The sequence below is a fragment of the Mycolicibacterium brumae genome, from assembly GCF_025215495.1.
GTDB classification, from domain to species: Bacteria; Actinomycetota; Actinomycetes; order Mycobacteriales; family Mycobacteriaceae; genus Mycobacterium; species Mycobacterium brumae.
Map to the genome: position 1 here is coordinate 2,138,294 of NZ_CP104302.1, position 24,740 is coordinate 2,163,033.

The following is a 24,740-nucleotide window of genomic DNA, read 5'->3' on the forward strand; positions in this document are numbered from 1 at the left end:
TTGCGGACACACTTGTCCTGAACGGTGTTCAGGTTAGGCTAGCGCCGTGTCGACGCACAAACGCGACTCCCACGACCGCGCGGGCATCGTGTCCACCGCGGTGGCGATCCTGGACGCCTACGGCCTGGCGGATCTGACCATGCGCCGGCTGGCGCGCGAACTCGACGTCACCGCCGGCGCGCTGTACTGGCATTTCGCCAACAAGCAGGAGCTGCTCGGGGCGGTCGCCGACCAGCTGCTGGCCCCGGCGCTGAGCACCGACGACGGCGACTGGCGTGACCGGGTGACCGCGATCGCCGGGCGGCTGCGCGACGCGCTGCTGTCCCACACCGACGGCGCGGAACTGGTGTCGGCGAGTTTCGCCGCCGGACAGTCCCGTGTGCTGGCCGAGTTGCTCGGGCAGCTGGGCCGCGCGGCCGGCGACGCGGGGGTGCGCGAGGAGCACCGCGAGGCGGCCGCGCGGACCGTCGTCTACTACGTGCTGGGGTTCACCGTCGACGAACAGTCCCGGCTGCAGTGGGACGCCGCCGGGGCGCTCGGCGAGCCGGTGTGGAATCCGGCGGCCGACACCGGCGCCGCGTTCGGTTTCGGGTTGGGCCTACTGATCGACGGGCTGGACCGCCAGGGCGCGCAGCCAATCGTGGTCGAGCGATGCGAGCGCGCACTCGCCGAACCGCTCGGCGTCCAGCGCGCCGACGCCGGCCGGTAGCCGTCCGCGCAGCGCCGCCAGTTCTCCCAGCTCCGCGAGGTTGTCGCGTTCGGTGGCCCCGGCGTCGTCGGGCCAGCTGCCGATCACCAGGCCCGCGCAGCGAATTCCCCGGTGGCCCAACGCTTCCAGGGTCAGTTCGGTGTGATTGAGGGTGCCCAGGCCGGCCCGCACCACCACCAGCGTCGGCGCACGCAGGTCGACGGCCAGATCGGCCAGGGTGGCGCCGTCGTCGGCCAGGTCGACCAGCAGCCCGCCGGCGCCCTCCACCAGGGTCAGCCCGCCGCCGTCGGCGGCGGCGATGACCTCGCGCAAACCCGCCCGGTTGGCCATCGGGGCGCCGGCGGCCGCGGCGGCCGCCTTGGGGGCCATCGGCAGCGGGTAGCGGAACCCCGGATGAACGTCGGCCACCCCGGACAATCGGGTGATCTCGGCAAGGTCGTCGTCGCCGTCGGCGGTGCCGGTCTGCACCGGTTTGCACACCGACACCGCGACGCCGAGCTGTCGGGCCGCGGACGCCAGCGCCGCGGTCACGATGGTCTTGCCGACACCGGTGTCGGCGCCGGTGACGAACAGCAGACTCATGACCGGTCGGCCAGCGCGGCCTGCAGCGCCCGGCAGGCCAGGTCCAGCTCGTCGGGGGTCAGCGAGGCCCGGGCGGTCAGCCGCAGCCGGGAGGTGCCGACCGGCACCGTCGGCGGGCGGAACACCCCGACCCGCACCCCGTGCTCCAGGCAGCGGGCGGCGGCGGTCAGCGCGACGTCGGGCTCCCCCAGGATCACCGACACCACCGCGCTGTCGGGGGTTTCGGAGAGTCCGGCGGCCCGCGCCAACGCCGCGGCGTTGTCGCGCACCCGGGTCGCGAGCTCGGGCTGGGCGGTGAGCACCCGCAGCGCGGCGTGGGCGGCGCCGACGGCGGCCGGGGCCAACCCGGTGTCGAAGATGAAGCTGCGCGCGGCGTCGATCAGGTGCGCGCGCACCGGTTCCGGCCCGAGCACCACCCCGCCCTGGCTGCCCAGCGCCTTGGACAGCGTCGCGGTCGTCACGATGTCGGGTTCGCCGGCCAGGCCGAGTTCGTGAACCAGCCCGCGCCCGCCCGCGCCGCGGACGCCGACGCCGTGCGCCTCGTCGACCAGCAGCAGCGCGCCGTGCTCGCGGCAGACCCGGTGCAGGTCCCGCAGCGGCGCCAGCCGGCCGTCGGTGGAGAACACCGATTCGGTGATCACCATCGCGCGCGGCTGCTCGCGGCCGGCCAGCGCCGCCCGCACCGCGTCGACGTCGCCGTGGGTGGTGATCCGCACCGGGGACCGGGACAGCCGGCAGCCGTCCACCAGGGAGGCGTGATTGAGTTCGTCGGAGACCAGCAGGCAGTCCGCTCCGGACAGCGCGGTCACCGCGCCGAGGTTGGCGGTGTACCCGGAGGAGAACACCAGCGCGGACTCGGCGCCGACGAACCCGGCGAGCGCGGTTTCGAATTCTTCGTGCAGCGCGGTGTTACCGGTGACCAGCCGCGATCCGGTGGAACCGCCGCCCCAGATCCGCGTCGCCTCGACGGCTCCGGCGATCACCTCGGGGTGTTCGGCCAGCCCCAGGTAGTCGTTGCGGGCCAGGTCCAGCACGGGTTCGCAAGCCCCGCGCACCCGTAGGGTGCGACGCAGGCTGGCTTCGCGGCGGCGCGCTTCGGCGTCGGCGAGCCAGGCCAGCGGCGAAACGACTGCTCGGGTCACCGAAGCACCTCACTTCCTGAACGGTGTTCAATTTAGCGCACGCTTGGCGCGCACAGCGTTCAGCGCCAAGGGATCAGCGTCCCTGCGAACGAACCGCGGCGGCCATCCCGGCGGTGATCCGCAGCACCTCGTCCGGGGTGCAGATGAACGGCGGCATCACGTAGACAAGGTCGCGGAACGGCCGCAGCCAGACGCCGTGGTCCAGGGCGGCGCGGGTGGCGGTCGGCACGTCGACCGGCTCGCGGGTCTGCACCACCCCGATCGCGCCGAGGGTGCGGACCCGAGCGACCCGCGGGTCGTCGGCCAGCGGGGCCAGACCGTCGGCCAGCCCGGCGCCGATCTCGGCGACCCGGGACCGCCAGTCCTGGCCGAGCAGCACCTCGACGCTGGCCACCGACACCGCGCACGCCAGCGCGTTGGCCATGAAGGTCGGCCCGTGCATCAGCGCCCCGTCGCCGGAGCCGCTGATCGCCTCGGCGATGGACCGCGTGCACAGCGTCGCGGCCAGGGTGACGTAGCCGCCGGTCAGCGCCTTGCCGACGCACATGATGTCGGGGCTGACGCGGGCGTGGTCGGCAGCGAACAGCTCGCCGGTGCGGCCGAATCCGGTGGCGATCTCGTCGAACACCAGCAGCACGTCGTGCCGGTCGCAGGAGGCCCGCAGGTCGACGAGGTAGCGCGGGTCGTGGAACCGCATGCCGCCGGCGCCCTGCACCACCGGCTCGACGATGACGGCGGCGACCTCGCCGGCGTGCGCGGCCAATTGGGCGTCGAACGCGGCGGCGTATTCGGGGCGGTAGTCCGCCGGCGGCGCCGGGGCGAAGATCTGGGTGGCCAGCAACGGATGCTCGCCGGTGTTCCAGATCGCGTGCATCCCGCCGTCGGGGTCGCACACGCTCATCGGGGTGAAGGTGTCGCCGTGATATCCACCACGCCAGGTCATCAGCCGGTGCTTGCCGGGCTTGCCGCACGCCCGCTGGTACTGCAGCGCCATTTTCACCGCGACCTCCACCGACACCGAACCGGAGTCGGAGAAGAAAACCGTCTGCAGCGGCTCCGGGGTGATCTCGACCAGCAGTTCGGCCAGCCGGGCGGCCGGCTGGTGGGTCAGCCCACCGAACATGACGTGGTTGAGGACGCCGAGTTGGCTGGTCAGCGCCGCGTCCAGGACCGGGTGGGCGTGGCCGTGCAGCGCGGTCCACCAGGACGCCATCGCGTCGAGCGCCACCACCTCCCGGCCGTCGTCGACCAGCGTCAGTTCCGCGCCGCGCGCGGCGGTCGCCACCAACGGCAGGAATCCGGGCTCAAACTCGATCCGGGAGTAGGGGTGCCAGATGTGCGCGGCGTCGATCGAGCGGATCCGCTCGGGGGTCATTCCCACGAATGTGAGCCTAACCTCAATCTTTCGTGCGGTTGATCTCCCTGCTTGTCGGGGTTCGGATTGTGTTGCTGCGGGCTGATTCTTGCTGGTGGGTGTGACAGGGTCGCCGGGTCAGCGGGTTCTGCCGGGTTCCACTTCCCGGGGGGTCTTTCGTTGGTCGGCGTTATCAGTGCTGGTCTGTCCGGTTATCCGGGTTGCAGCTTGGCGGTGGCGGTGACCAGCAGTTCGGACCAGGGCGCGGTGGCCGAGAGGGGTAGTCGTGTCCTTCGGGCGTGGCGGGTGATCCTCGCGGCGACGCTGAACAGGCGCAGGCGGAGGCGTTTGGGTTCCCAGCGTCGGGCTTGGTGGCCGGCCAGGGTGATCATCTGGGTCCACGCGGTGAGCTCGCAGGCGAGTTGGACCAGGGCGCACCAGATGCGGTTCTGATCGAACCCGTGCAGCGGGAGATTGGCCAGGCCGGTGTCTTTGGCGGCCCGTATCCGGTCTTCGCAGCGTGCGCGGCGGCGGTGCCGCAATTCCAGGTCGGGGACTTGTCCGCGAGCAGTGTTGGTGGCGAATGCGGTCAGTCGCAGGCCGTTTCGGTCGGTGAACCGCAACTGGGCTCCCGGGTGCGGGCGTTCCTTTCTGATGATGACGCGCATCCCGGGCGGCCAGCCGGCCAGGGGGATCAGGCCCGTGAGCTCGGCGACCCACGCCCCGTCGCGCACGCCGCCGGCGCTGTCATAGGCCGGGGTCCACGCCTGCTCGGGTATCTGGTCGACGGCGGCGGCTATGGTCTCGGTGAGCCCGAACCCGACCGAGTACGCCAGCCGTCGGGCGTGCAGATAGTTCAGGAATTCATGGGTGCCGCCGGCGGTGTCAGTGCGCACCAGCACCGTCTTGCCCACCCGATACCCGCTGATCCCGGGGATTTGTTCCAGTGCCTGTTGGAGCACCGTCTTGTGGTCGGCGGCGGTGTTCGCCCCGGCATTGCCACTGCGGAGCATGATGGCCAGGGGTTCCCCCGTCCCGTCGGGGCCGTGGTCGGCGAACGCGCACAACGGGTGAAACCCATAGCCGCGCTTATACGTTGGCGCGGCGGACTCTTTGTCCGAGTGCGCGGTGACCAGGGTGGCGTCGATGTCGATGGCCAGCGGATCAGCGACTGTGCGCCCGTGATCGGGGGCGTTGTCTCCGGCGGCGGCCCAGGCGGTTGCCCTCGCCTGGGCGCGGGCGGAGTCGATCGCCGACAACGCCGCCGGGGCGTCGGCGGCCAAGGTGGCGATCAGCCGTGACACTGTCGGATCTGAGGCCACCCGCCCGAAGACGGCGGGTTGTTCGCGCAGCACCGCGATATCGGCCAGGCAATCCCCACCCACAGCCAGGCTGATCGCCAGATCGAGGAGGACCTTGCCCGGATCGTGAGTGGCCAGGGGTTTGCGCCACGGTGTCAACGCCCTGGTCAAGGTGCTGCTCAACCCGGTCGCATCGGCGGTGCGTGTCAGCAGAACCGCCCCGGCATGAGACACGATCCCGGTTCCGGTGGCCTCCACGGACAACGCAGGATAGGACGACGTAGACTTCTTCACCTGAAAGGTGCTCCGGCTTCTGGTGGAAATTCAGATCTTGACAATCCGAATTATCCCAGTTCAGAGCACCTTTCTCTATTCACGACACACCCCGCGTGGCGACTCACGATGAAAGCGCGAGGCTAACCGGGAGGTCCCGGTACCCTGTCAGACGATCATGGCAACCATGACCGCCGAGCGGCCGGTGCGCACAGCACCCGCCGAGCCTGTGGCCCCCACCGCGATGGGCGCCAGGAAAGCGGGTTTCTACCGGCACGATCTCGATGGCCTACGCGGTGTCGCCATCGCGATGGTCGCTGTCTTCCACGTCTGGTTCGGCCGGGTTTCCGGCGGCGTCGACGTGTTCCTGGTGCTGTCCGGCTTCTTCTTCGGCGGGAAACTGCTGCGCGGGGCGATCAACCCGAGCGCGCCGCTGCGGCCGGTGCACCAGATGCACCGGATCCTGCGCCGGCTGCTGCCCACCCTGATCGTGGTGCTGGCCGGCGCCGCGGTGCTGACGGTGCTGATCCAGCCGGAGACCCGGTGGGAGACCTTCGTCAATCAGACGCTGGCCAGCCTCGGCTACTACCAGAACTGGGAACTGGCCAACACCGCCTCGGATTACCTACGCGCCGGCGAGGCGGTCAGCCCGCTGCAGCACATCTGGTCGATGTCGGTGCAGGGCCAGTTCTACCTGTCGCTGCTGATCCTGGTGATGGGGCTGGCGTGGTTGCTGCGCCGCCCGCTGGGCGCGAAACTGCGGCCGTTCTTCATCGTGCTGATCACGGCGCTGACCATCGCGTCGTTCGTGTACGCGATCATCGCCGGGAACGCCGACCAGGCCTGGGCCTACTACGACAGCTTCGCCCGCGCCTGGGAGCTGCTGATCGGCGCGCTGGCCGGGGCGCTGATCGGCACGGTCCGCTGGCCGATGTGGCTGCGTTCGCTGCTCGGTTTCATCGCGCTCGGGCTGATCGTGAGCTGCGGCTTCTGGATCGACGGCGTTAACGAGTTCCCCGGCCCGTGGGCGCTAGTTCCGGTGGGCGCCACCATTGTGCTGATCCTGGCCGCCGCCAACCGGCAGAGCAGCCCGCGCACCCGCGACAAGCTGCCGCTGCCCAACCGGATGCTGGCCTGGCGTCCGCTGCTGACCCTCGGCGGCATGGCCTACGCCCTCTACCTGTGGCACTGGCCGCTGCTGATCTTCTGGCTGGCCTGGACCGGCAACGAGCGCGCCGGGCTGCTCGACGGCGCCGCGATCCTGCTGATCTCGGGGGTGCTGGCCTACCTCACCATGCGTTTCGTGGAGGAGCCGCTGCGTCAGGACTCCGCCGCGCGGCAGTCCTGGCGCACCGGCGTGGTGGCCACGATCGTGGTGCTGCTCGGCGTCGCGCTGGTCGCGACGTCGTTCACCTGGCGCATCCACGTGGCGAATGCCCGCGCCGACGGCGGTGAGCTCGCCGCGCTGAGCCCCCGGGACTACCCGGGCGCCCGGGCGGTGCTGGACCCGCACCTGCGGGTGCCCAATGTGCCGATGCGCCCGACGGTGCTGGAGGCCGAAAAAGACCTGCCGATGTCGACCGACGACAAGTGCATCAGCGACTTCAAGAACGGCGACATCGTCAACTGCGTTTACGGCGACCCGAACGGGCGGCGCACCATCGCGCTGGCCGGCGGGTCGCACGCCGAGCATTGGATCACCGCGCTGGACCTGCTGGGCAAGAAGCACGGCTTCAAGGTGGTCACCTACCTGAAGATGGGCTGCGCGCTGACCACCGAGCCGGTGCCGAAGGTGATGGGCTCCAACGCCCCCTACCCGCAGTGCCGGCAGTGGGTGGACAAGGTGATGACCAAGCTCGTCGAGGATCGCCCGGACTACGTGTTCACCACCTCGACCCGGCCGTGGAACATCCGCCCGGGCGACGTCATGCCGAAGGGCTACGTCGGCATCTGGGAGTACCTCGACGCGGCGGGCATCCCGGTGCTGGCCATGCGCGACACCCCGTGGCTGGTCAAGGACGGCAACCCGCAGGTGCCCAAGGACTGCCTGTCCGGGGGCGGCGACGCGGTGTCCTGCGGCATCAAACGCGACGTGGTGCTGGCCGAGACGAACCCGACGCTGGCGTACCTGACCCAGTTCCCGTTGCTCAAGCCGCTGGACATGAGCGACGCGGTCTGCCGCCCGGATTACTGCCGCGCGGTCGAGGGCAATGTGTTGATCTACCACGATTCTCATCACTTCACCTCGACCTACATGCGCACGATGACGGCGGAATTGGGCCGTCAGATCGGCGCCGCCACCAACTGGTGGTGAACCCACTAGGGTTTCCTGCATGACCGCCCGCCCTATTTCCGGTGAATCCGGGTCGCTGCCGGTCGGCACCGACGCCGACCGCAGCCAGGGCGGGATCACCTCGATCTGGCCCGGATCGTCGTACCCGCTGGGCGCCACCTACGACGGGGCCGGCACCAACTTCGCGTTGTTCTCCGAGGTCGCCGAGCGGGTCGAACTGTGCCTGATCGACCGGTCCGGCGCCGAAACCCGGATCAACCTCGACGAGGTCGACGGCCACGTCTGGCACGCCTACCTGCCGACCATCACCCCCGGCCAGCGCTACGGCTTCCGCGTGCACGGCCCGTGGGACCCGGCGGCCGGGCTGCGCTGCGATCCGTCCAAGCTGCTGCTGGACCCGTACGGCAAGTCATTTCACGGCGACTTCGATTTCGGCCAGGAGCTGTACTCCTACGACCTGGAGGCCGACGACCTGGCCTCCGGCGGCGTTCCGCCGCGGCTGGATTCGCTGGGACACACCATGACCTCGGTGGTGATCAACCCGTACTTCGGCTGGGACCACGACCGCGCGCCGCGCACGCCGTACCACGAGACGATCATCTACGAGACGCACGTCAAGGGCATGACCCAGACCCATCCCGGGGTGCCGGAGGAGATTCGCGGCACCTACCTCGGCCTGGCGCACCCGGTGGTGATCGATCACCTTAAGTCGTTGAACGTCACCGCGATCGAGCTGATGCCGGTGCACCAGTTCATGCACGACCACCGGCTGCTGGACCTGGGCCTGCGAAACTACTGGGGCTACAACACCGTTGGGTTCTTCGCGCCGCACTACCAGTACGCGGCCACCCGTAATGCCGGCGGCGCTGTCGCCGAGTTCAAGGCGATGGTGAAGGCCTATCACGAGGCGGGCATCGAGGTGATCCTCGACGTGGTCTACAACCACACCGCCGAGGGCAACCACCTGGGACCGACGGTCAACTTCCGCGGTATCGACAACAGCGCGTACTACCGGTTGCTCGACGAAGACAAACGGCTGTACCGGGATTACACCGGCACCGGCAACAGCCTCAACGCCCGCAATCCGCACACCCTGCAGCTGATCATGGACTCACTGCGCTACTGGGTGACCGAGATGCACGTCGACGGCTTCCGCTTCGACCTGGCCTCCACCCTGGCCCGGGAGTTGCACGAGGTGGATCGGCTCTCGGCGTTCTTCGACCTGGTGCAGCAGGATCCGGTGGTGAGCCGGGTGAAGCTGATCGCCGAGCCGTGGGACGTCGGTGAGGGCGGCTACCAGGTCGGCAACTTCCCCAGCCTGTGGACCGAGTGGAACGGCAAGTACCGCGACACCGTGCGCGATTACTGGCGCGGCGAGCCGGCGACGCTCGGCGAGTTCGCCTCCCGGCTCACCGGCTCCTCGGACCTGTACGAGGCCACCGGCCGACGGCCCAGCGCCAGCATCAACTTCGTCACCGCGCACGACGGGTTCACCATGGCGGATCTGGTGTCCTACAACGAGAAACACAACGAGGCCAACGGCGAGGACAACCGGGACGGCGAGAGCCACAACCGGTCCTGGAACTGCGGGGTGGAGGGCCCCACCGACGATCCGGCGATCCTGGCGCTGCGCGGCAAACAGGTGCGGGCCATGATGGCCACCCTGATGGTCAGCCAGGGCACGCCGATGATCAGCCACGGCGACGAGTTCGGCCGCACCCAGTCCGGCAACAACAATGTGTACTGCCAGGATTCGCCGCTGTCCTGGATGGACTGGTCCATGCGGGATTCGGGCGCGGAACTGCTCGAGTTCGTCGGCCGCATCACCGAATTGCGCCGCAAGCATCCGGTGTTCCGTCGGCGCCGCTTCTTCGACGGCAGACGGATTCTCGGCGTGGAGGGCAAGTCCCGCGACATCACCTGGCTCACCCGGGATGGCGTCGAGATGACCGACGTCGACTGGTATTCCGGGTTCAAAAGTGTGGTGGTCTATCTCAACGGCCAGGCCATCCCGGAGCCGAACAGCCGCGGCGAGCGGGTGGTGGACGATTCGTTCCTGCTCTGTTTCAACGCCCACAGCGCCGACATCGACGTGCTCGCCCCCAACGAGCACTACGCCGAGGAGTGGATCACGGTGCTGGACACCGCGATTCCCAATGGTTTTTCGGACCAGCCGGTGCGCGCCGGCGACAAATTCCGGCTGGTCGGCAGGTCCGTGCAAATCCTGAGGAAGGTCAACTGAGCCCATGGGTGTCCCGGTGCTGTCCACCTACCGATTGCAGTTGCGCGGCCCGGCGTCCGGGGCGATCTTCGGATTCGCCGAAGCCGAAGGGCTGCTGGATTACCTGGACGGCCTGGGGGTCTCGCACCTGTACCTGTCGCCGATCCTGAGCGCGGTGCACGGCTCCGAGCACGGCTACGACGTGGTGGATCCGACCACGGTGGCCACTTCCCTCGGTGGTCGCGAGGGCCTGGTCCGGCTGTCGGCCGCCGCGCGTCAGCGCGGGATGGGGCTGATCGTCGACATCGTGCCCAACCATGTGGGAGTTGCCGCACCGCAACAGAACCCGTGGTGGTGGGATGTGCTCCGACACGGCGAGCAGTCGCAGTACGCGTCGTTCTTCGACATCGACTGGGAGCTGGACCCCGACCGCCGGATCGTGTTGCCGCTGCTGGGTTCCGAGGACGATCTGGCGGGTCTGCGGGTCGACGGCGACACGCTGCGGCTCTGGGACCTGATGCTGCCGATCGCCCCGGGCACCGGCAACGGGGACCCGCGCGCCGTGCACGACCGGCAGCACTACCGGCTGGTGGACTGGCGCACCGGTGGCTGCGGCTACCGCCGGTTCTTCTCGATCACCTCGCTGGCGGCGCTGCGCCAGCGCACCGAGGAGGTGTTCGCCGCCAGCCACGCCGAGATCAAAAGCTGGTTCGACGAGGATCTCATCGACGGTCTGCGCGTGGACCACCCCGACGGGTTGAGCGACCCGGCCGGCTACCTCGACCAGTTGCGGGCGCTGATCGGGCCGGACGCCTACCTGGTGATCGAGAAGGTGCTCGCCGCCGGTGAGGCGCTGGAGCCGACGCTGCCGGTGCAGGGCGCCACCGGCTACGACGTGTTGCGTGAGATCGGCGGGCTGTTCACCGACCCGGCCGGCCGCGCCCGGCTGACGGAACTTGCCGCGGCGGCCGGATTCGACGACGACGATCCCGCCCCCACCCTGATCGATCTGAAAAGCCGGGCCGCCACCGAGATTCTGGCCCCCGAACTGGCGCGGTTGCGCCGCGGGGTGGCCGCCGCGGCGGGCCGCGACCACGACTTGCTGCCGGATGCGATCGTGGCGCTGGCGGCCCGGATCCCGGTGTATCGCTGCGACTATGCCGGGCTGTCGGAAGTGCTGGGCATCGCGATCGCCGAAACGGTTTCCGCGCACCCGGAATTGGCTTCCGCGCTGGAGTTGGTGATCGCCGGGCTGCTGCACCCCGATCCGGCGGCGCGCTTCCAGCAGCTGTGCGGCGCGGTGACCGCGAAGGCAGTCGAGGATTGCCTGTTCTACCGGGATCCGCGACTGGTGTCCCTGAACGAGGTCGGTGGCGAGCCGGACCGGTTCGCGGTCAGCACCGCGGAGTTCCACCGCGCATCGGAGGTCCGATCGCGGCTGTGGCCGGCGGCGATGTCGACGCTGACCACCCATGACACCAAGCGCGGCGAGGATGTTCGCGCCCGCATCGCGGTGTTGTCCCAGGCCCCGGACCTGTGGGCCGCCGAGGTCGCTTCATTCGAGCGGCTGGCCCCCTCCCCCGACCTGGCGACCGGGCTTTTCCTGTGGCAGAACATCTTCGGGGTCTGGCCGGTCGACGGCGTGGTGACCGACGAGCTGCGGCAGCGGCTGCACGGTTACGCGGAGAAGGCGATTCGGGAGGCCGGGATGCGAACCTCGTGGACCGACCCGGACGCCGAGTTCGAAGACGCGCTGCACAGCTGGCTGGACGCGGTGCTCGACGGCCCGGCCGCCGACGGGATGACGCTGCTGGTCAACCGGCTGGACCCGCACGCCCGCAGCGACGCGCTCGGGCAGAAACTGCTGTGCCTGACCGTGCCGGGGGTGCCCGACGTGTACCAGGGCACCGAGTTGTGGGACGACAGCCTGGTCGATCCGGATAATCGGCGACCGGTCGACTACCAGGCCCGCCGGACGGCGCTGGCCGAGGGCGCGCACCCGAAGCTGGCGCTGGTGACGGCGGCGCTGCAGTTGCGCCGTCGGTTGTCCGACACGTTCCTGACCGGCGATTATCGACCGCTGCTGGCCGAGGGCGCCCGCGCCGAGCATCTGGTCGCGTTCGCCCGCGGGCTCCTCCCCGGCGCGGAACCTGATGTCGTGGTCGCGGTGTCCCGCTGGACGCTGACGCTGGCCGAAACCGGTTGGGAGAACACCGTGCTGGCGTTGCCGCCGGGCCGCTGGCGGGACGTGATCGGCGGCGGGACGTGGTCCGGCCCGGTGCAGGCCGGCCGATTGTTCGCCGATTCCCCTGTGGCTCTTCTGGAGCGCGCCGATGTCTGAGCGGACGTTCACGGTGTGGGCGCCCATCCCGGAGTTGGTGCGGCTCGACGTCGACGGTGTGCCGCACCCGATGCGCCGCGACGACGACGGCTGGTGGACGGCGACGGTCCCGGCCGCGGACGACGCGCGGTACGGGTTCCTGCTGGACGACGACCCGGTTGTGCTGCCCGATCCGCGTTCGCCGCGTCAGCCCGACGGGGTGCATGAGCGGTCCGCGCTGTGGGATCCGCCGACTACGCCTGCTGCGGGCTGGGCGGGACGCTCGACCGAGGGCGCGGTGATCTACGAACTGCACGTCGGGGCGTTCACCGCGGCCGGCACCTTCGACGCCGCCATCGACAAGCTCGGCTATCTGGTTGAGCTCGGTGTCGATTTCGTCGAGCTGATGCCGGTCAACGCGTTCTCCGGGGAGTACGGCTGGGGTTACGACGGAGTGGCCTGGTACGCGGTCCACGAACCCTACGGCGGGCCCGACGGGCTGATCCGGTTCGTGGAGGCGGCGCACGCCCACGGCCTCGGGGTGCTGTTGGACGTGGTGTTCAACCATCTGGGGCCGTCGGGAAACTACCTGCCCCGGTTCGGGCCGTACCTGTCGAGTGTCGCCAACCCGTGGGGCGCCGGCGTCAATATCAGTGAGGCCGATTCCGACGAGGTTCGTCGGCACATCCTGGATTGCGCGTTGCGGTGGATGCGCGATTTCGGGGTCGACGGGCTGCGGTTGGACGCGGTGCACGCCATGGTGGACACCACCGCGGTGAACCTCTTGGAGGAGCTGTCCGCCGAAACAGCCGCGCTGTCAGACGAATTGGGCCGCCCGCTGTCGCTGATCGCCGAGACAGACCGCAATGACCCCCGTTATGTGACGCCACGCGATGAGGGCGGCTACGGGATGACCGCGCAGTGGGACGACGATATCCACCACGCGCTACACACCGCGGTGTCCGGTGAACGCCAGGGCTACTACGGCGATTTCGGCTCGATGGAAACCCTGGCCCACACGTTGAAGCACGGCTTCTTCCACGCCGGGACGTACTCGTCGTTCCGGGGGCGCCGACACGGCCGTCCGTTGGATATCACCAAGGTTCCCGGCCACCGTCTGCTGGCCTATACGTGCACGCACGACCAGGTGGGCAACCGGGCCGCCGGGGACCGGCCGTGCGCCTACCTGAGTGCCGGCCAATTGGCGGTCAGCGCGGCACTGGCGCTGCTCAGCCCGTTCACCGCGATGCTGTTCATGGGCGAGGAGTGGGCGGCATCGACGCCGTTCGCGTTCTTCAGCTCACACACCGAACCCGAGCTGGCCGAGGCGATCCGCGTCGGCCGTCGTGCCGAATTCGCCGAGCACGGTTGGGATGCCGCGACGGTCCCCGATCCGCAGGACCGCCGCACCTTCGACGCCTCCAAGCTCGATTGGTCGGAACGGTCGCGACCCCTGCACGCGGAGATGCTGCGGTTGTACCGCGATCTGATCGCCCTGCGCCGCGACGAACCGGACCTGTCGGACTACCGACTGGACCGTGTCCGCGTCGATTTCGACGAGGATGCCCGCTGGATCGTGCTGCGCCGCGGGTCACTGGCGATCGTCTGCAACCTTGGGTCCGACCCGGCGACGATTCCCGTCTCCGGCGAGCTCGTGTACGGCTGGGGCACACCGGAGTTCGCCGGCGACGAAGTTCGGCTGACCGGGGAGTCGTTCGCGGTGCTGCGCAGCAGCTAGTCACGGCGGGGCCTCGCGTGGCTCGGGCGGCTGGCCGGACGCTGTCCCGGAGGCGCTATCCGGATGCAGGGTTGCCGGGTGGGCGCCGGCCGGTGTCGTGCCGACCGGCGCCCACTGTTGGGGCGCTTGTGTCTCTGTGGAGTTGTCAAGGTTCGTTCGTGCTGGTGACGCGTATTCAGTTGTGCCGTGTATTCAGTTGTCCCTGTGTATTCAGTTGTCAGAGAGTCTGATCCGGCTCCCGGGTGTCCGGGTGGCGGCCGGTCGACGCCCTTCGGCGCGGTGCCGCGGTCAGGCCGCGGTCGGCAGGCTGGTCATGGTCCGTCGGGCGTGCGATCGCAGGTGCTCACGTGGCCGGTCCGGGTGCTTGGGGTCAGCCGGTGGGATGAACCAGGGGTGGCGGTCGGCGCCGAGGTACACCTGCCAGCCGCCGTGATGAATCATCGTGTGATGGTGTCGGCATTATGCCGAGTCGGCGGTTATGCCGATTTTGAGGGAGTCTGTGCTGGTCAGTGGGTTTTCGGTGGAGTTGTTGTCGGCATAATTTCAGAGGGATTCAAGGAATGCGAGCAGTTTGTCGGGTGGTCGGTATCGGCCTGGGCGTGTGGTGATGGGGGCGGTTCGGTCGAGTGCTCGTTGTTTGAGTTCGAGGTCGGCTTGTAGGTAAATCCTTGTGGTGGTGAGGCTTTCATGTCCGAGCCATAGTGCGATGACGGTGGTGTCGACTCCGGCGTGGAGCAGTCGCATGGCCGCTGTGTGCCGCAGCACGTGCGGGGTGATGTGTTTGTTGGCCAGGGAGGGGCACGATGCCGTCGCGGTGGCGGCGTGTACTGCGACGCGTTGGGCGAGGGCGTCCAGGCTCAGCGGGCCGCCACGGTTGGTCGCGAACAGCAGATCTGAGTCGGGGTCGGACGTTTCGGCTATCCAGGTTCTCAGGATCGCGACGGTGGTGTTGGTCAGCGGGGTGATGCGGTGTTTGCGTCCTTTTCCGCGGCAGGCGACGTGGGCTGCGGTGTCAAGGTGGATGTCGTTGCGAGTCAACGCGGTTAGCTCTGATGCGCGTAGCCCGGTCTGGATAGCCAGCGCAAGGATGGCGTGGTCGCGTCGCCCGGTGCGGGTGGCCCGGTCAGGGGCGTTGAGCAGTGCTCGGGCTTCGATGTCGGCGAGGTAGGTGATGACGGTGTGGTCGGCGCGCTTGGCAGGTATCGCCAGCACCCGGGTGATGTCTGCGGCATGCTCGGGATGGCGCTGCGCGGCGAATCCGAATAGGGAGTGGATCGCCGCGAGGCGGGCATTTCGGGTGCGCGCACTGTTGGCGCGGTCATGCTCGAGGTGGTCGAGGAACGCTGACACGGTGTCTGCGTTGACATCGTTGAATTGCAGACGGCAACACGGTGTCTGGGTCCGTTCGCTGATGAAGGTCAGCAGCATGCGCAGGGTGTCGCGGTAGGCGGCGATGGTGTGCGGGCTGGCCTGGCGCTGGGTGATGAGCCGTTGAGTGAAGAACGCTTGAACGGTCGCGGCGATGGCGGTCATCGCTGATGGTCCTCCTGGTCGGGTTCCAGACGTTGGGCGGCTTCGATGAGCAGTTCCGGGGCTGCAGACAGATACCAGTAGGTGTCCGATGGCGAGACGTGCCCGAGATAGGTCGACAACAGGGGCATGCGACTGGCGACGTCGTCGCCGTCGCGATACCAGTCCAAAACGGTGGCGATGGCGAAGGTGTGCCGTAGGTCGTGCGGGCGGGGCCGGCACCGCGGCCCGCGCGCCCGCAGCCCGACTCGCTCGGTGAGCTGGTGGAACACCTCGTGGGCGTTTTTATAGATCAGCCGGGTGCCGGCGTTGGAAACGAACCAGGCATCAGTGCGTGGCGACGGGCACAGCGCGTCACGGGTCTCGGCGTAGCAGGTCAACGCGTTGGTGACGCTGGAATGCAGCGGCAATTGCCGGGACTTGCCGAACTTGGCATTGCGCACCGTGATCAGCGCGCCGGGAAGATCGACGTCACCACGGTCCAACGCGATGGCTTCGCCGATGCGCAACCCGGTGGCGGCCAACAGTCCGATCAAGGTGGCGTAGGTCATCCCCCGCAACCGTGATCGCAGATTCCGGGCCTCCGCCATCAACGCGGCGATCTCGGCGTCGGTGTAGAGGTAGGGAACCGCCCGATGAGATCGCCCGGGCAGCAGGTCAGCAGGCGGGATCTCGGTGGCTGGGTCGATTGCGGCCAGATAGCGCGCGAATCCGCGCACCGCTGACAGCCGAGCGCCGTGCCAGACAGGGTCTGCGCCCACCGGCTCAGTGGCCCACCTCAGCGCCAACTCGACGGTCACGCGCTGCGCGCCGACCCGCCCAGCCTCGGCGACGAAGTCAGCCAGCAACCCGCCGGCGCGTTCAAGCTTGAATCCCAGCGCACGCCGCATGGTGAGGTAGTCGGCCAACGCGTCGGCCAGGGCGGTCATGACGGGCTCCCAGACGGCCAGGGCCGAGTCACCGAGACGAGCCGGCCGTGGTCGACCTTGGCGTAGATGGCGGTGCTGTTCAGTTCCCGGTGCCGCAACAGTTGTCCGACTTCCTCCAGGGAAGCGCCCGCCTGTAACACGCTGGTGGCGGTGGTGTGTCGCAGCCGATGCGCCCCGATGCGCTCAATGCCGGCCCGAACACACGCACGGCCCACCACGGCGCAAACCGAACCGCTCGCCAGCGGCTGATGCGGGGCAAGAGCCGTCAGAAAGACCTGCCGATACGAAGATGTCGGCCTGCCCGCACGCAGATAACCAACCAGCGCCTGTCCCACGTCAACCGGCAGCGGAAGCTTGTCATGTTGATTGCCTTTGCCACGGATGACGAGTTCGCCAGCGCGCCAATCGATATCATCGAGTTCCATGGCGGCGACTTCACCGGCGCGCAACCCCAGCCGCGTCAACACCGTCAGGATCGCGAAGTCCCGCCGACCCACAAGCCGATTCTGCTCGCAAGACTCCAGCAGCACCCGCACCTGATCAGGTCGCACAGAACGCGGCAGCCACGCCAATCGCCAACCCGCCACCGCCGGGACAGCCGAGACCAGATCAGTCTCCACCCGCCCGGTCAACAACAGGAACCGCAGCAAAGACCGCAACGCCGTAACCATCAACTTCGCCGCGCCCGTCGATCGAACTGAAGCCTCGGCGACGACGAACCGTGTGACCGTGCCGGCGGTCAACTCGCGCAGCTCACCGGACCCCGAACGCGTCAAGAACAGCCGCGCCTCTTGCGCGTAGTAACGCACCGTGGCCGCCACCAAGCCGCGCTCACAGAACAGATAGGCCCGGTACTCGGTCAAGAGTTCCTCCACCGGGCCTGACGGCACCCGCGGCACCGGTGCCGGCGCCGCGCCCACTGCGCGTAAATGCCCCAGCAGTGGCGCCAACCCGCGCGCGGACAACCAACCCACATACCCCCGCGCCGACCGAACCGATAGAAATGCTTGCACCAGTTCGTCATTCAGCTCACTCGGCGCCACACCCTCAAACGCCATCCAGCGACTCAGATGCGCCATCAAGCGCAACTGATTCGCCGCCGACAACGGCGCATAACCCACCGACTCCAGCGCTACGGAGAACCCCGCGGCAAACTCCTGCAACGGGCCATCCACCCGCACACGCGACACCACAACCATGACCAAAGTCCTTCCAATCCGACGGAAGAACCAAGCATCACCGGCCAAAATTATGCCGACAACAACTCCACCGAAAACCCACTGACCAGCACAGACTCCCTCAAAATCGGCATAACCGCCGACTCGGCATAATGCCGATTATTCCGATATCGGAATAACCGGCACAGCATCACCCCGTTGTCGACGCTGGTCACCCCATCGGCCTCCCACGCTTGGATGTGGTGAGCGTCACACCACGACGCCGGCCGGCCGCACCCCGGAAACGCGCACCCGCCATCCCGGGCGATCAGCGCCTTGCGGATCCGCGGTGAGAACAAGCGTTGCATCCGGCCCACATCCAACGGCGCCCCGGCACCGTCGACCAGGATGGTGTCGACGGTCGCGTCACACGAGATCAGGGTCGCGGTCTTCTTCGTGACCGGGCCGGTGAACCCCAACTGATCCACCGACTGTTCGACGGCTGACCCCCAGCTTGGTGTGGTGGCGGGGCGGATGAGGCTCACGTGGGGCAGGACTCCGCCGGAGGTGGGGCGCTCATACCCGGATAGGTAGGCCCGGATGACCTGGGCGAACCCGTCAGCACGGCGTTTGCCCACCGGGCGGGGATCTACCGACCCGTCCGGGCCCGGGACCGGCCGGCATAAGGCGTCCAGGGCGGCGTGCAACTCCTCCCCCGCCACCACATCCAAATCGAAGGATCCGACGATGCAGCCATCGGCGCCCTGGGTCAGGGTCATCTCATTGAGCGCCTCATCCTCAGCCACCGGCACCGGCGACGCCGGATTGTCGGGGGTGCGGGCGATCGCGATCGCCCGGGCTTTCTTGGCAACCTCACCCGGCGTCGTTTGCACCATTAACGTCGCGACGACGTCGGCGCGCTGCTGCTCGTCGAGGTCGACCCGAGCCCCGATATGAGCCACACCCACACCGATGGCGTCCGCCAACTCGGCGCCCATCCCGGCGAGACGCTGCGCCTGGGTCACCGCCGGCAACTCATGGGCCGCGCGCCCCACCCGGGCCAGCCGGTACGCCGTCCCGGGCACCACACCGAGGCCGGTCAATAACTGCGCCCCGGAGCGCAGATGCCGGCGGGTGGGGACACCGGCGCGTTCAGCGGCGGCGGTCGCCGAGGCCAACACATGATCAGCCAGATTCCGCAGACCCACCGCCGCAACCAGCACCGCATCCAACCTCGGCTCGTCGAACACCCGCGTCGGGTTGTACAGCAGATCGAACAACCGCCGCGACCCGTCATCACCATCGGGTGGGCCCGGGACCGACGAACCCGGCGGGGACGAACCAGGTGGCGATGACGTCGGCGGTGCGACGAGCGCTGGCGGCGAGACGGTCACCGCCGGAGGGCTGGTCGTCGGTGGCGGGGCGAGCTGATCAATCAGCGTCCCCACGAACCCGTCGATCTCACAAATGAAGGCGTCGAGGCCGACGGCCTCAGAAACTGTGGATTCCATCGCACGTACCAGGCTTCCCAACAGTGGCGCCCGAGGGCGCGAATCGCTGACTGTGTGGTTCCGGTTCGAAACCCCGACCTACGGGGGGCTCTGATTCTGGTACGGCTATTGACGGTGATTACGCTGATTCTGACTACGCTATTCGAACCTACGTACTATGATACACCTCACATCAGACCTCCGCAAGGCCTCAAAAAGAGGTAATTCGAACTCCTTTGCGATCCCAGAAGGTGCCCAACCGCGCCAGGCAGTGAGGTCGAGCGGCCCGGGAACGCGGCTCACGTCAGGTAGCGGTAAGCGGGTGACCCCGGCTCCAACTGCTCGATGTGGCACTCGGACTTCTCCATCCGGGCCAGCAGCCCGTCCAGGTCCCCGGCGTTGCTGAGCTCCACACCCACCAGCGCCGCGCCGGTCTCCCGGTTATTGCGCTTGAGGTACTCGAACAGGGTGATGTCGTCGTCGGGGCCGAGCACCTCGTCGAGGAAGCGGCGCAGCGCGCCGGGCTCCTGCGGGAAATCCACCAGGAAGTAGTGCTTGAGGCCCAGGTGCACCAGTGAACGCTCCAGCACCTCGCCGTATCGGGAGACGTCGTTGTTGCCACCGGAGATCAGGCAGACGATCGTCGACCCCGGTTCGATGGCGATATCGGCTTCCATCAACCCGGCCACCGACAACGCGCCCGCCGGCTCGGCGATGATGCCCTCATTCTGGTAGAGGTCGAGCATGGCGGTGCAGACCGCGCCTTCGTCGACCGTCATCAGCGAGACCATGTCGCCGGCCCCGGACAGCACCCGGAACGGCAGGTCGCCGGCGCGCGCCACCGCGGCGCCGTCGACGAACTGGTCGACGTGTTCCAGGGTCACCGGCTGCCCCTCGGCCAGCGCGGCGACCATCGCGGCCGCCCCCGCCGGTTCGATGCCCAGCACCGAGGTGTTGCGGGTGCGTTCGGCCAGGTAGGCGGTCATGCCACTGATGCAGCCGCCGCCACCGACCGGGATGACCACCAGATCGGGTTCGCGACCGAGCTGCTCGAGGATCTCGACGGCGACAGTGCCCTGTCCCGCCATCGTGCGTAGATCGTTGTACGGCGGAACCAGCGTCGCTCCGGTGCGGGCGACGTCTTCGGCAGCCGCGGCGGCGGCGATGTCGAAGGTCGCGCCACCAACGATCAGCTCGATGAACTCACCACCGTGATAGCGGATCCGGTCCCGCTTCTGCTTCGGGGTCTTCGCCGGCACGTAGACCCGGCCGCGCACGCCCATCGAGCGGCAGGCCAGCGCGAATCCCTGAGCGTGGTTGCCGGCGGACGCGCAGACCACGCCGGCAGCGATCTCCGCCGGGGTGAGCTGCTTGATCAGGTTGTAGGCGCCGCGGATCTTGTAGGACCGAACCACCTGCTGATCCTCGCGCTTGAGGTAGACCTGGGCGCCGGTCAGCTGGGAGAGCCGCTCACTGACCTGCAGCGGGGTGCGCGTCACCAAGCCGGCAATGCGAGCCGCCGCCGCATCGATATCGGTGGCGGTGATCTCGGAGTGCGGCGGTTGGCTCAGCTCGGCGGACACCGGTATATGGTGCCACGCCCCACCCGACCGTCTGACTACCGCCGCTCCCAGCCGTCGAAGCGAACTAGGTACTTCTACCCCATCGGCGGGCCCCTACCGTCGATCCGTGATCGATTACCCGAAGTTTCCCCAGGTCCGCGTCGTCAAACCCACCGAGCGAAGCGTCGTCCGATCAATGCTCGCCGCAGCGGTGCTGGTCTGGCTGACCGTCAGTGTCTGGGCCCTCATCGCGCACGCGGCCGACTACGCCCCGGTCGGACTCAAACAGTGGGCGGGCCTGGTGCTCAGCGCGCTGTTCATCGGCGGTCCGCTCTACACCTTCATCTACGCCGTGTACACCGTCCCGGTGGCCATCGCTCTCGGATTGCTCGGCAGCCGCCTGCAGTTCGGAACCTCGACCGGCGCGCCGAGGACGAAGTGACTGCCGCCGCCCCGCTGATCACGGCGATCAGGCCGGCTCCACGTCCGCGTCCGGCGGGGCTGGGCACGCACGTGTGTTTTCGCCGCCCGGTGCGTCACACTGTCTGACGATGACCGACACCGCCGACTCCGCAGCTGCCCCGGCAATCCGGCCCGAATCCCGGCTGGTGGCGCTGCTGGCGATCGGCGCGGTGATCTCCCTGCAGATCGCGATCCCGGAGCGCTACACGGCGGTGCCCCGGATTCCGATGATCGCTCTGGAATCGCTGCTGATCGTGGTGATCCTGGTGAGCAATCCGCTCACCGCACATCGCTGGACAGTGCTGGGCACCTGGTCGATGCGGCTGCTGATCGGCGCGATCACCCTCGACAACACCCTGGCCGCGATAGTGCTGGACTGGCACATCATCAACGGGGAGATGGCCGACGCCGCCCCGGTGCTATTGGGCAGCGGCGCGGCGGTCTATCTGACCAACGTCATCGCATTCGGGCTCTGGTACTGGGCCCTGGACCGCGGCGGGCCCGCCCAACGCGCCGCTGGGACGACGCGGTACCCGGCGTTCCAATTCCCGCAGATGACGTCCCCGCCGGGACAGGTCCGGCCCGGCTGGCGGCCGATGTGCTTCGACTACCTGTACGTCGGGTTCACCAACTCGATCGCGTTCTCCCCCACCGACACCATGCCACTGGCTCGGTGGGCCAAGGCCATGATGATCGTGCAATCCCTGGTTGCGACGACGACGATCGCGCTGGTCTTCGCCCGCGCGGTCAGCGTGCTGAATTAGGGTCGGCTGGTGCGGGTTTCGGCGGCGGTGGTCCCTCACGTCGGCGCGCCGTTCTCCGTGACCGAGGTGGATCTCGACGAACCCCGCGCCGACGAAGTCCTGGTGCAGATCGCCGGAGTAGGCCTGTGCCACACCGACATCGCGGTGCGCGACGGGCACCTGCCGTTCCCGCTGCCCGGCGTCTTGGGGCACGAAGGCGCGGGCGTTGTGGTCGACGTGGGCGCCGAGGTGACCGACCTGGCCGTCGGCGACAAGGTGGTGCTGAGCATCGACAGCTGCGGAGACTGCCTCAACTGCGCGCAGTCCGCGCCGGCATATTGCCTGCAGTCCACCCGGCGAAACTTCTCCGGCGCCCGGCCCGACGGGTCGGCAGCGCTGCATTCCCAGGAAGCCGCGCTGGGATCGGCGTTCTTCGGGCAGTCATCGTTCGCCTCCCACGCGCTCGCCCGCCGACGCAACGCGGTGAAGCTGCCCGACGACGCGCAGATCGAACTGATGGGACCGCTGGGCTGCGGCATCCAGACCGGCGCCGGCGCGGTGATGAACGCATTGGATGTGCGGCCGGGTTTGTCGGTGCTGATCGCCGGGGGCGGGTCGGTCGGGCTGGCCGCGTTGCTGGCCGGCGTGGTCCGGGAGGCCGGGCAGCTCATCGTCGTCGAACCGAACCCGGCCCGACGGGCGTTGGCGCTCGAACTCGGGGCGACCCACGTGATCGACCCGGCCGCCGCAGATCTGGGCAAACTGGTCCGCGCGATCGCCCCGGCGGGCGTGACTCACGCGCTGGACACCACCGCGATCCCCACGGTGATCGAGTCACTGACCCGCACGCTGGGAGTGCGCGGTGTGCTCGGCCTGGTCGGGGTGCCGGCCGATCCAGGCGCCGCGTTCAGCACCCGGATGGCCGGATTCACCATGGCGGGCAGGATGATTCGCGGAATCGTCGAGGGAGACGCCGACCCGCAGAGCTTCATCCCCCACCTGTACGACCTGCACCGGCAGGGCAGGTTTCCGTTCGACCGGCTGATCAGCACCCGCCCCCTGGCACAGATCAACGAGGCGATCGCCGATCAGCTCAGCGGCGCGGCCGTGAAGGTTGTGCTCACACCCGGCTGAGCACAAACACCGGGATCTGCCGGTCGGTCTTGGCCTGGTAGTCGGCGTAGTCCGGATACGCCTCGACCGCGCGCTCCCACCAGATCGCCTTCTCGTCGCCGAAGACCTCGCGGGCCTGGTAGTCGGCAGTGTCGGTCCCGTCCTGCAGTTCAACCAGCGGATTGGCCTTCACGTTGTAGTACCAGACCGGGTTCTTCGGGGCCCCGCCGAGCGAGGCGACAATGGCGTACTCGCCGTCGTGCTCGACGCGCATCAGCGGAGTCTTGCGCAGCTTGCCGGTCTTGGCGCCGACGGTGGTCAGCAGGATGACCTTCATCCCGCGCAGTTCCATACCCTCCGTTCCGCCCGAGGCCATGATGACCTCGGCGTTCTTGCGGGCCCAATCCAACGTTCCGGGTTCGTATTCACCAGTCAGAGGCATGGTTTCGAGCGTACGCCGCCCCACGCGCCGCTAACCCGGGCTGGGCTGACGTTGGGGGGATAATTTTCGCCCCTTCTCAACGCGCGGTGACGCTGGCAACGTGAGGGGCGAGGCCGACGATTCCGGCAGTCGCGGCCTGCGCGCCGGTGATCGCGTCTCGCCGATCACATCACAGATAGGGGAAGTCACATGAAGTCGGTTCAGTTCACCAACCGGACCTGGCAGGTGGCCGCGGACCTGCGGGTCCCGGAGGGTTTCGACGAATCCAGAAACTACCCGGCGGTTGTCTGTGGACACCCGGTGAGCAGCTGCAAGGAGCAGACCTCGGGCATCTACGCCGAGAAGCTCGCGGCCCAGGGCTTTGTGACGCTGGCGTTCGACGCGTCCTACCAGGGTGAGAGCGGCGGCGAGCCGCGCTTCCTGGAGGACCCCGCCAGCCGCACCGAGGACTTCCGCTGCGCGGTGGACTACCTGAGCACCCTGGACTACGTCGACGCCGACAGGATCGGCATCCTCGGGATCTGCGCCGGCGGCGGCTACTCGGGGATCTGAGCCCGGATTCCGCGCTGGCCACGCTGGAGGCGATTGCGGAAAGAGCGCACCGCGGTGGCCCGCGGCGCAGAGCCGACCATCACCCAATACATTCCGAACTCGGTCGAAGAGCGTGAGGCCGCCGGCATCACCGACATCGACATCGTCGAGGCCGTGACGTACTACCGCACCCCACGCGGAGAGAACCCCAACTCCCCCAACAAGGTTCGTCTCGACCAGGGCAGCGTCTACACCTTCGACGCGTTCCACCTGGCCGAGCACCTGCTGACCCAACCCCTGCAGATCATCGTCGGCGGCGTACCGGGTGGGTTCGGCTCCTACCGCGACGGCTTCGATCTGTTCACTCGGGCCCGCTCTCAGAAGAGGAACCTGCACGTCGTCGACGGCGCGAGCCACTACGACCTGTACGACAAGCCGGAGTATGTGGACCAGGCGGTCGAGGTGCTCGCGCCGTTCTACCGGGACAACCTCACGTGATAGCCCGCACAGTGTGGCCGATGATCGCTGTCGCCATCGCGGTTTCAGGGTGCGGGTCCACGCCGACGATCGCCGCCGATCCCGCCCCGCGACAGTTCCCCGACCTCGACGGGTTCCAGAGAGTGAATGCCGGACCCTACGGGGACATCGGTGGTCATCCGAGCGCGTCAGGCTGGCGGTTCTCGACGCCCAGTGGAGTGCGGTGCGTGGTCACCATGATCCCGACCGACGGCGGGATCAGCTGTCAGGGCACGCAGGCCGACGGTCGGTTGTTCCGCGCACACGCTTCCACGAGTCAGGCCGCAGAGTTCAGCGCCACCGACGAGTCCTAGAGTGACAGGCAGTATTTG

At 68.4% G+C, this 24,740-nt stretch carries 22 protein-coding genes; 11 read left to right on the top strand and 11 right to left on the bottom strand.

All coding sequences use genetic code 11. From position 1 onward, the window contains the following. Positions 1-46 precede the first annotated feature (46 nt). Positions 47-709 (top strand): TetR family transcriptional regulator, encoded by a 663-nt coding sequence (locus L2Z93_RS10375; RefSeq protein WP_090585949.1) that lies wholly within the window; start codon positions 47-49, stop codon positions 707-709. On the opposite strand, the gene bioD is transcribed toward L2Z93_RS10375, so the two are convergent. From bioD to L2Z93_RS10395, 4 genes are all read right to left on the bottom strand, one after another. Continuing rightward, entirely contained in the window at positions 599-1,291 is a 693-nt protein-coding gene (bioD, locus tag L2Z93_RS10380) for a dethiobiotin synthase (protein ID WP_090585946.1), read from the bottom strand. The genes L2Z93_RS10375 and bioD overlap by 111 nt on opposite strands. Next, positions 1,288-2,433 (bottom strand): 8-amino-7-oxononanoate synthase, encoded by a 1,146-nt coding sequence (locus L2Z93_RS10385; RefSeq protein ID WP_090585944.1) that lies wholly within the window; start codon positions 2,431-2,433, stop codon positions 1,288-1,290. Before L2Z93_RS10385 ends, bioD begins: the two co-directional genes overlap by 4 nt. 73 nt (positions 2,434-2,506) lie before the next feature. After that, the gene (locus L2Z93_RS10390) at positions 2,507-3,808 is read right to left on the bottom strand and encodes an adenosylmethionine--8-amino-7-oxononanoate transaminase (RefSeq protein ID WP_090585941.1); all 1,302 of its coding nucleotides are present in this window, start codon (positions 3,806-3,808) and stop codon (positions 2,507-2,509) included. A 191-nt stretch (positions 3,809-3,999) separates the two neighbouring features. After that, on the bottom strand, positions 4,000-5,382 hold the full coding sequence (locus L2Z93_RS10395; RefSeq protein ID WP_099541447.1) for an IS1380 family transposase: 1,383 nt from the start codon (positions 5,380-5,382) through the stop codon (positions 4,000-4,002). Between the two features lie 157 nt (positions 5,383-5,539). Here L2Z93_RS10395 and L2Z93_RS10400 point away from each other — a divergent pair, with 157 nt between their 5' ends. Genes L2Z93_RS10400 through treZ form a run of 4 tightly spaced genes read left to right on the top strand, consistent with a single transcriptional unit; the run spans position 5,540 to position 13,933 of the window. Then, the gene (locus tag L2Z93_RS10400; RefSeq protein WP_370745896.1) at positions 5,540-7,675 is read left to right on the top strand and encodes an acetyltransferase SucT; all 2,136 of its coding nucleotides are present in this window, start codon (positions 5,540-5,542) and stop codon (positions 7,673-7,675) included. A gap of 19 nt (positions 7,676-7,694) precedes the next feature. Beyond that, the gene (gene glgX, locus L2Z93_RS10405) at positions 7,695-9,896 is read left to right on the top strand and encodes a glycogen debranching protein GlgX (RefSeq protein ID WP_090592419.1); all 2,202 of its coding nucleotides are present in this window, start codon (positions 7,695-7,697) and stop codon (positions 9,894-9,896) included. A 4-nt stretch (positions 9,897-9,900) separates the two neighbouring features. Next, positions 9,901-12,216, top strand: a complete 2,316-nt coding sequence (gene treY, locus L2Z93_RS10410; protein WP_090592423.1) for a malto-oligosyltrehalose synthase — start codon at positions 9,901-9,903, stop codon at positions 12,214-12,216. Continuing rightward, positions 12,209-13,933, top strand: a complete 1,725-nt coding sequence (gene treZ, locus L2Z93_RS10415; RefSeq protein ID WP_090592428.1) for a malto-oligosyltrehalose trehalohydrolase — start codon at positions 12,209-12,211, stop codon at positions 13,931-13,933. The genes treY and treZ overlap by 8 nt, the downstream gene beginning before the upstream one ends. A gap of 288 nt (positions 13,934-14,221) precedes the next feature. On the opposite strand, the gene L2Z93_RS10420 is transcribed toward treZ, so the two are convergent. The 6 genes from L2Z93_RS10420 to ilvA form a co-directional block, all read right to left on the bottom strand. Then, on the bottom strand, positions 14,222-14,374 hold the full coding sequence (locus tag L2Z93_RS10420) for a hypothetical protein (RefSeq protein WP_324611364.1): 153 nt from the start codon (positions 14,372-14,374) through the stop codon (positions 14,222-14,224). A 102-nt stretch (positions 14,375-14,476) separates the two neighbouring features. Continuing rightward, positions 14,477-15,466, bottom strand: a complete 990-nt coding sequence (locus L2Z93_RS10425; RefSeq protein ID WP_090593719.1) for a tyrosine-type recombinase/integrase — start codon at positions 15,464-15,466, stop codon at positions 14,477-14,479. Next, positions 15,463-16,392, bottom strand: a complete 930-nt coding sequence (locus L2Z93_RS10430; protein WP_260575374.1) for a tyrosine-type recombinase/integrase — start codon at positions 16,390-16,392, stop codon at positions 15,463-15,465. Before L2Z93_RS10430 ends, L2Z93_RS10425 begins: the two co-directional genes overlap by 4 nt. Continuing rightward, positions 16,389-17,591 carry a site-specific integrase gene (locus L2Z93_RS10435; RefSeq protein WP_090585022.1) on the bottom strand — a complete coding sequence of 401 codons (1,203 nt, stop codon included), beginning with the start codon at positions 17,589-17,591 and terminating at the stop codon, positions 16,389-16,391. Before L2Z93_RS10435 ends, L2Z93_RS10430 begins: the two co-directional genes overlap by 4 nt. A 50-nt stretch (positions 17,592-17,641) precedes the next feature. Beyond that, positions 17,642-18,829 (bottom strand): HNH endonuclease signature motif containing protein, encoded by a 1,188-nt coding sequence (locus L2Z93_RS10440; RefSeq protein WP_234785963.1) that lies wholly within the window; start codon positions 18,827-18,829, stop codon positions 17,642-17,644. 509 nt (positions 18,830-19,338) lie between these two features. Beyond that, the gene (gene ilvA, locus L2Z93_RS10445; RefSeq protein WP_090585026.1) at positions 19,339-20,622 is read right to left on the bottom strand and encodes a threonine ammonia-lyase IlvA; all 1,284 of its coding nucleotides are present in this window, start codon (positions 20,620-20,622) and stop codon (positions 19,339-19,341) included. Between the two features lie 106 nt (positions 20,623-20,728). Between ilvA and L2Z93_RS10450 the strand changes: the two genes are divergently transcribed. The 3 genes from L2Z93_RS10450 (at position 20,729) to L2Z93_RS10460 (ending at position 22,940) form a co-directional block, all read left to right on the top strand. Next, positions 20,729-21,043, top strand: coding sequence for a hypothetical protein (locus L2Z93_RS10450; protein ID WP_090585028.1), 315 nt, complete (start codon positions 20,729-20,731; stop codon positions 21,041-21,043). A 109-nt stretch (positions 21,044-21,152) separates the two neighbouring features. Then, on the top strand, positions 21,153-21,827 hold the full coding sequence (locus L2Z93_RS10455) for a hypothetical protein (protein ID WP_090585030.1): 675 nt from the start codon (positions 21,153-21,155) through the stop codon (positions 21,825-21,827). Between the two features lie 9 nt (positions 21,828-21,836). Then, positions 21,837-22,940, top strand: coding sequence for an NAD(P)-dependent alcohol dehydrogenase (locus L2Z93_RS10460; protein ID WP_090585032.1), 1,104 nt, complete (start codon positions 21,837-21,839; stop codon positions 22,938-22,940). Here L2Z93_RS10460 and L2Z93_RS10465 read toward each other — a convergent pair. Next, on the bottom strand, positions 22,927-23,361 hold the full coding sequence (locus L2Z93_RS10465; protein ID WP_090585034.1) for a nitroreductase family deazaflavin-dependent oxidoreductase: 435 nt from the start codon (positions 23,359-23,361) through the stop codon (positions 22,927-22,929). The genes L2Z93_RS10460 and L2Z93_RS10465 overlap by 14 nt on opposite strands. A 189-nt stretch (positions 23,362-23,550) precedes the next feature. On the opposite strand from L2Z93_RS10465, the gene L2Z93_RS19355 reads away from it, so the two are divergent. From L2Z93_RS19355 to L2Z93_RS10475, 3 genes are read left to right on the top strand one after another with little or no spacing between them, the layout of a single operon-like run. After that, the gene (locus L2Z93_RS19355) at positions 23,551-23,913 is read left to right on the top strand and encodes an alpha/beta hydrolase (RefSeq protein WP_306439061.1); all 363 of its coding nucleotides are present in this window, start codon (positions 23,551-23,553) and stop codon (positions 23,911-23,913) included. Between the two features lie 33 nt (positions 23,914-23,946). Next, complete coding sequence (locus L2Z93_RS19360) at positions 23,947-24,390, top strand: alpha/beta hydrolase family protein (protein ID WP_306439060.1); 444 nt, start codon at positions 23,947-23,949, stop codon at positions 24,388-24,390. 20 nt (positions 24,391-24,410) lie between these two features. Then, entirely contained in the window at positions 24,411-24,722 is a 312-nt protein-coding gene (locus L2Z93_RS10475) for a hypothetical protein (RefSeq protein ID WP_128111867.1), read from the top strand. The last annotated feature ends 18 nt before the right edge of the window (positions 24,723-24,740 follow it).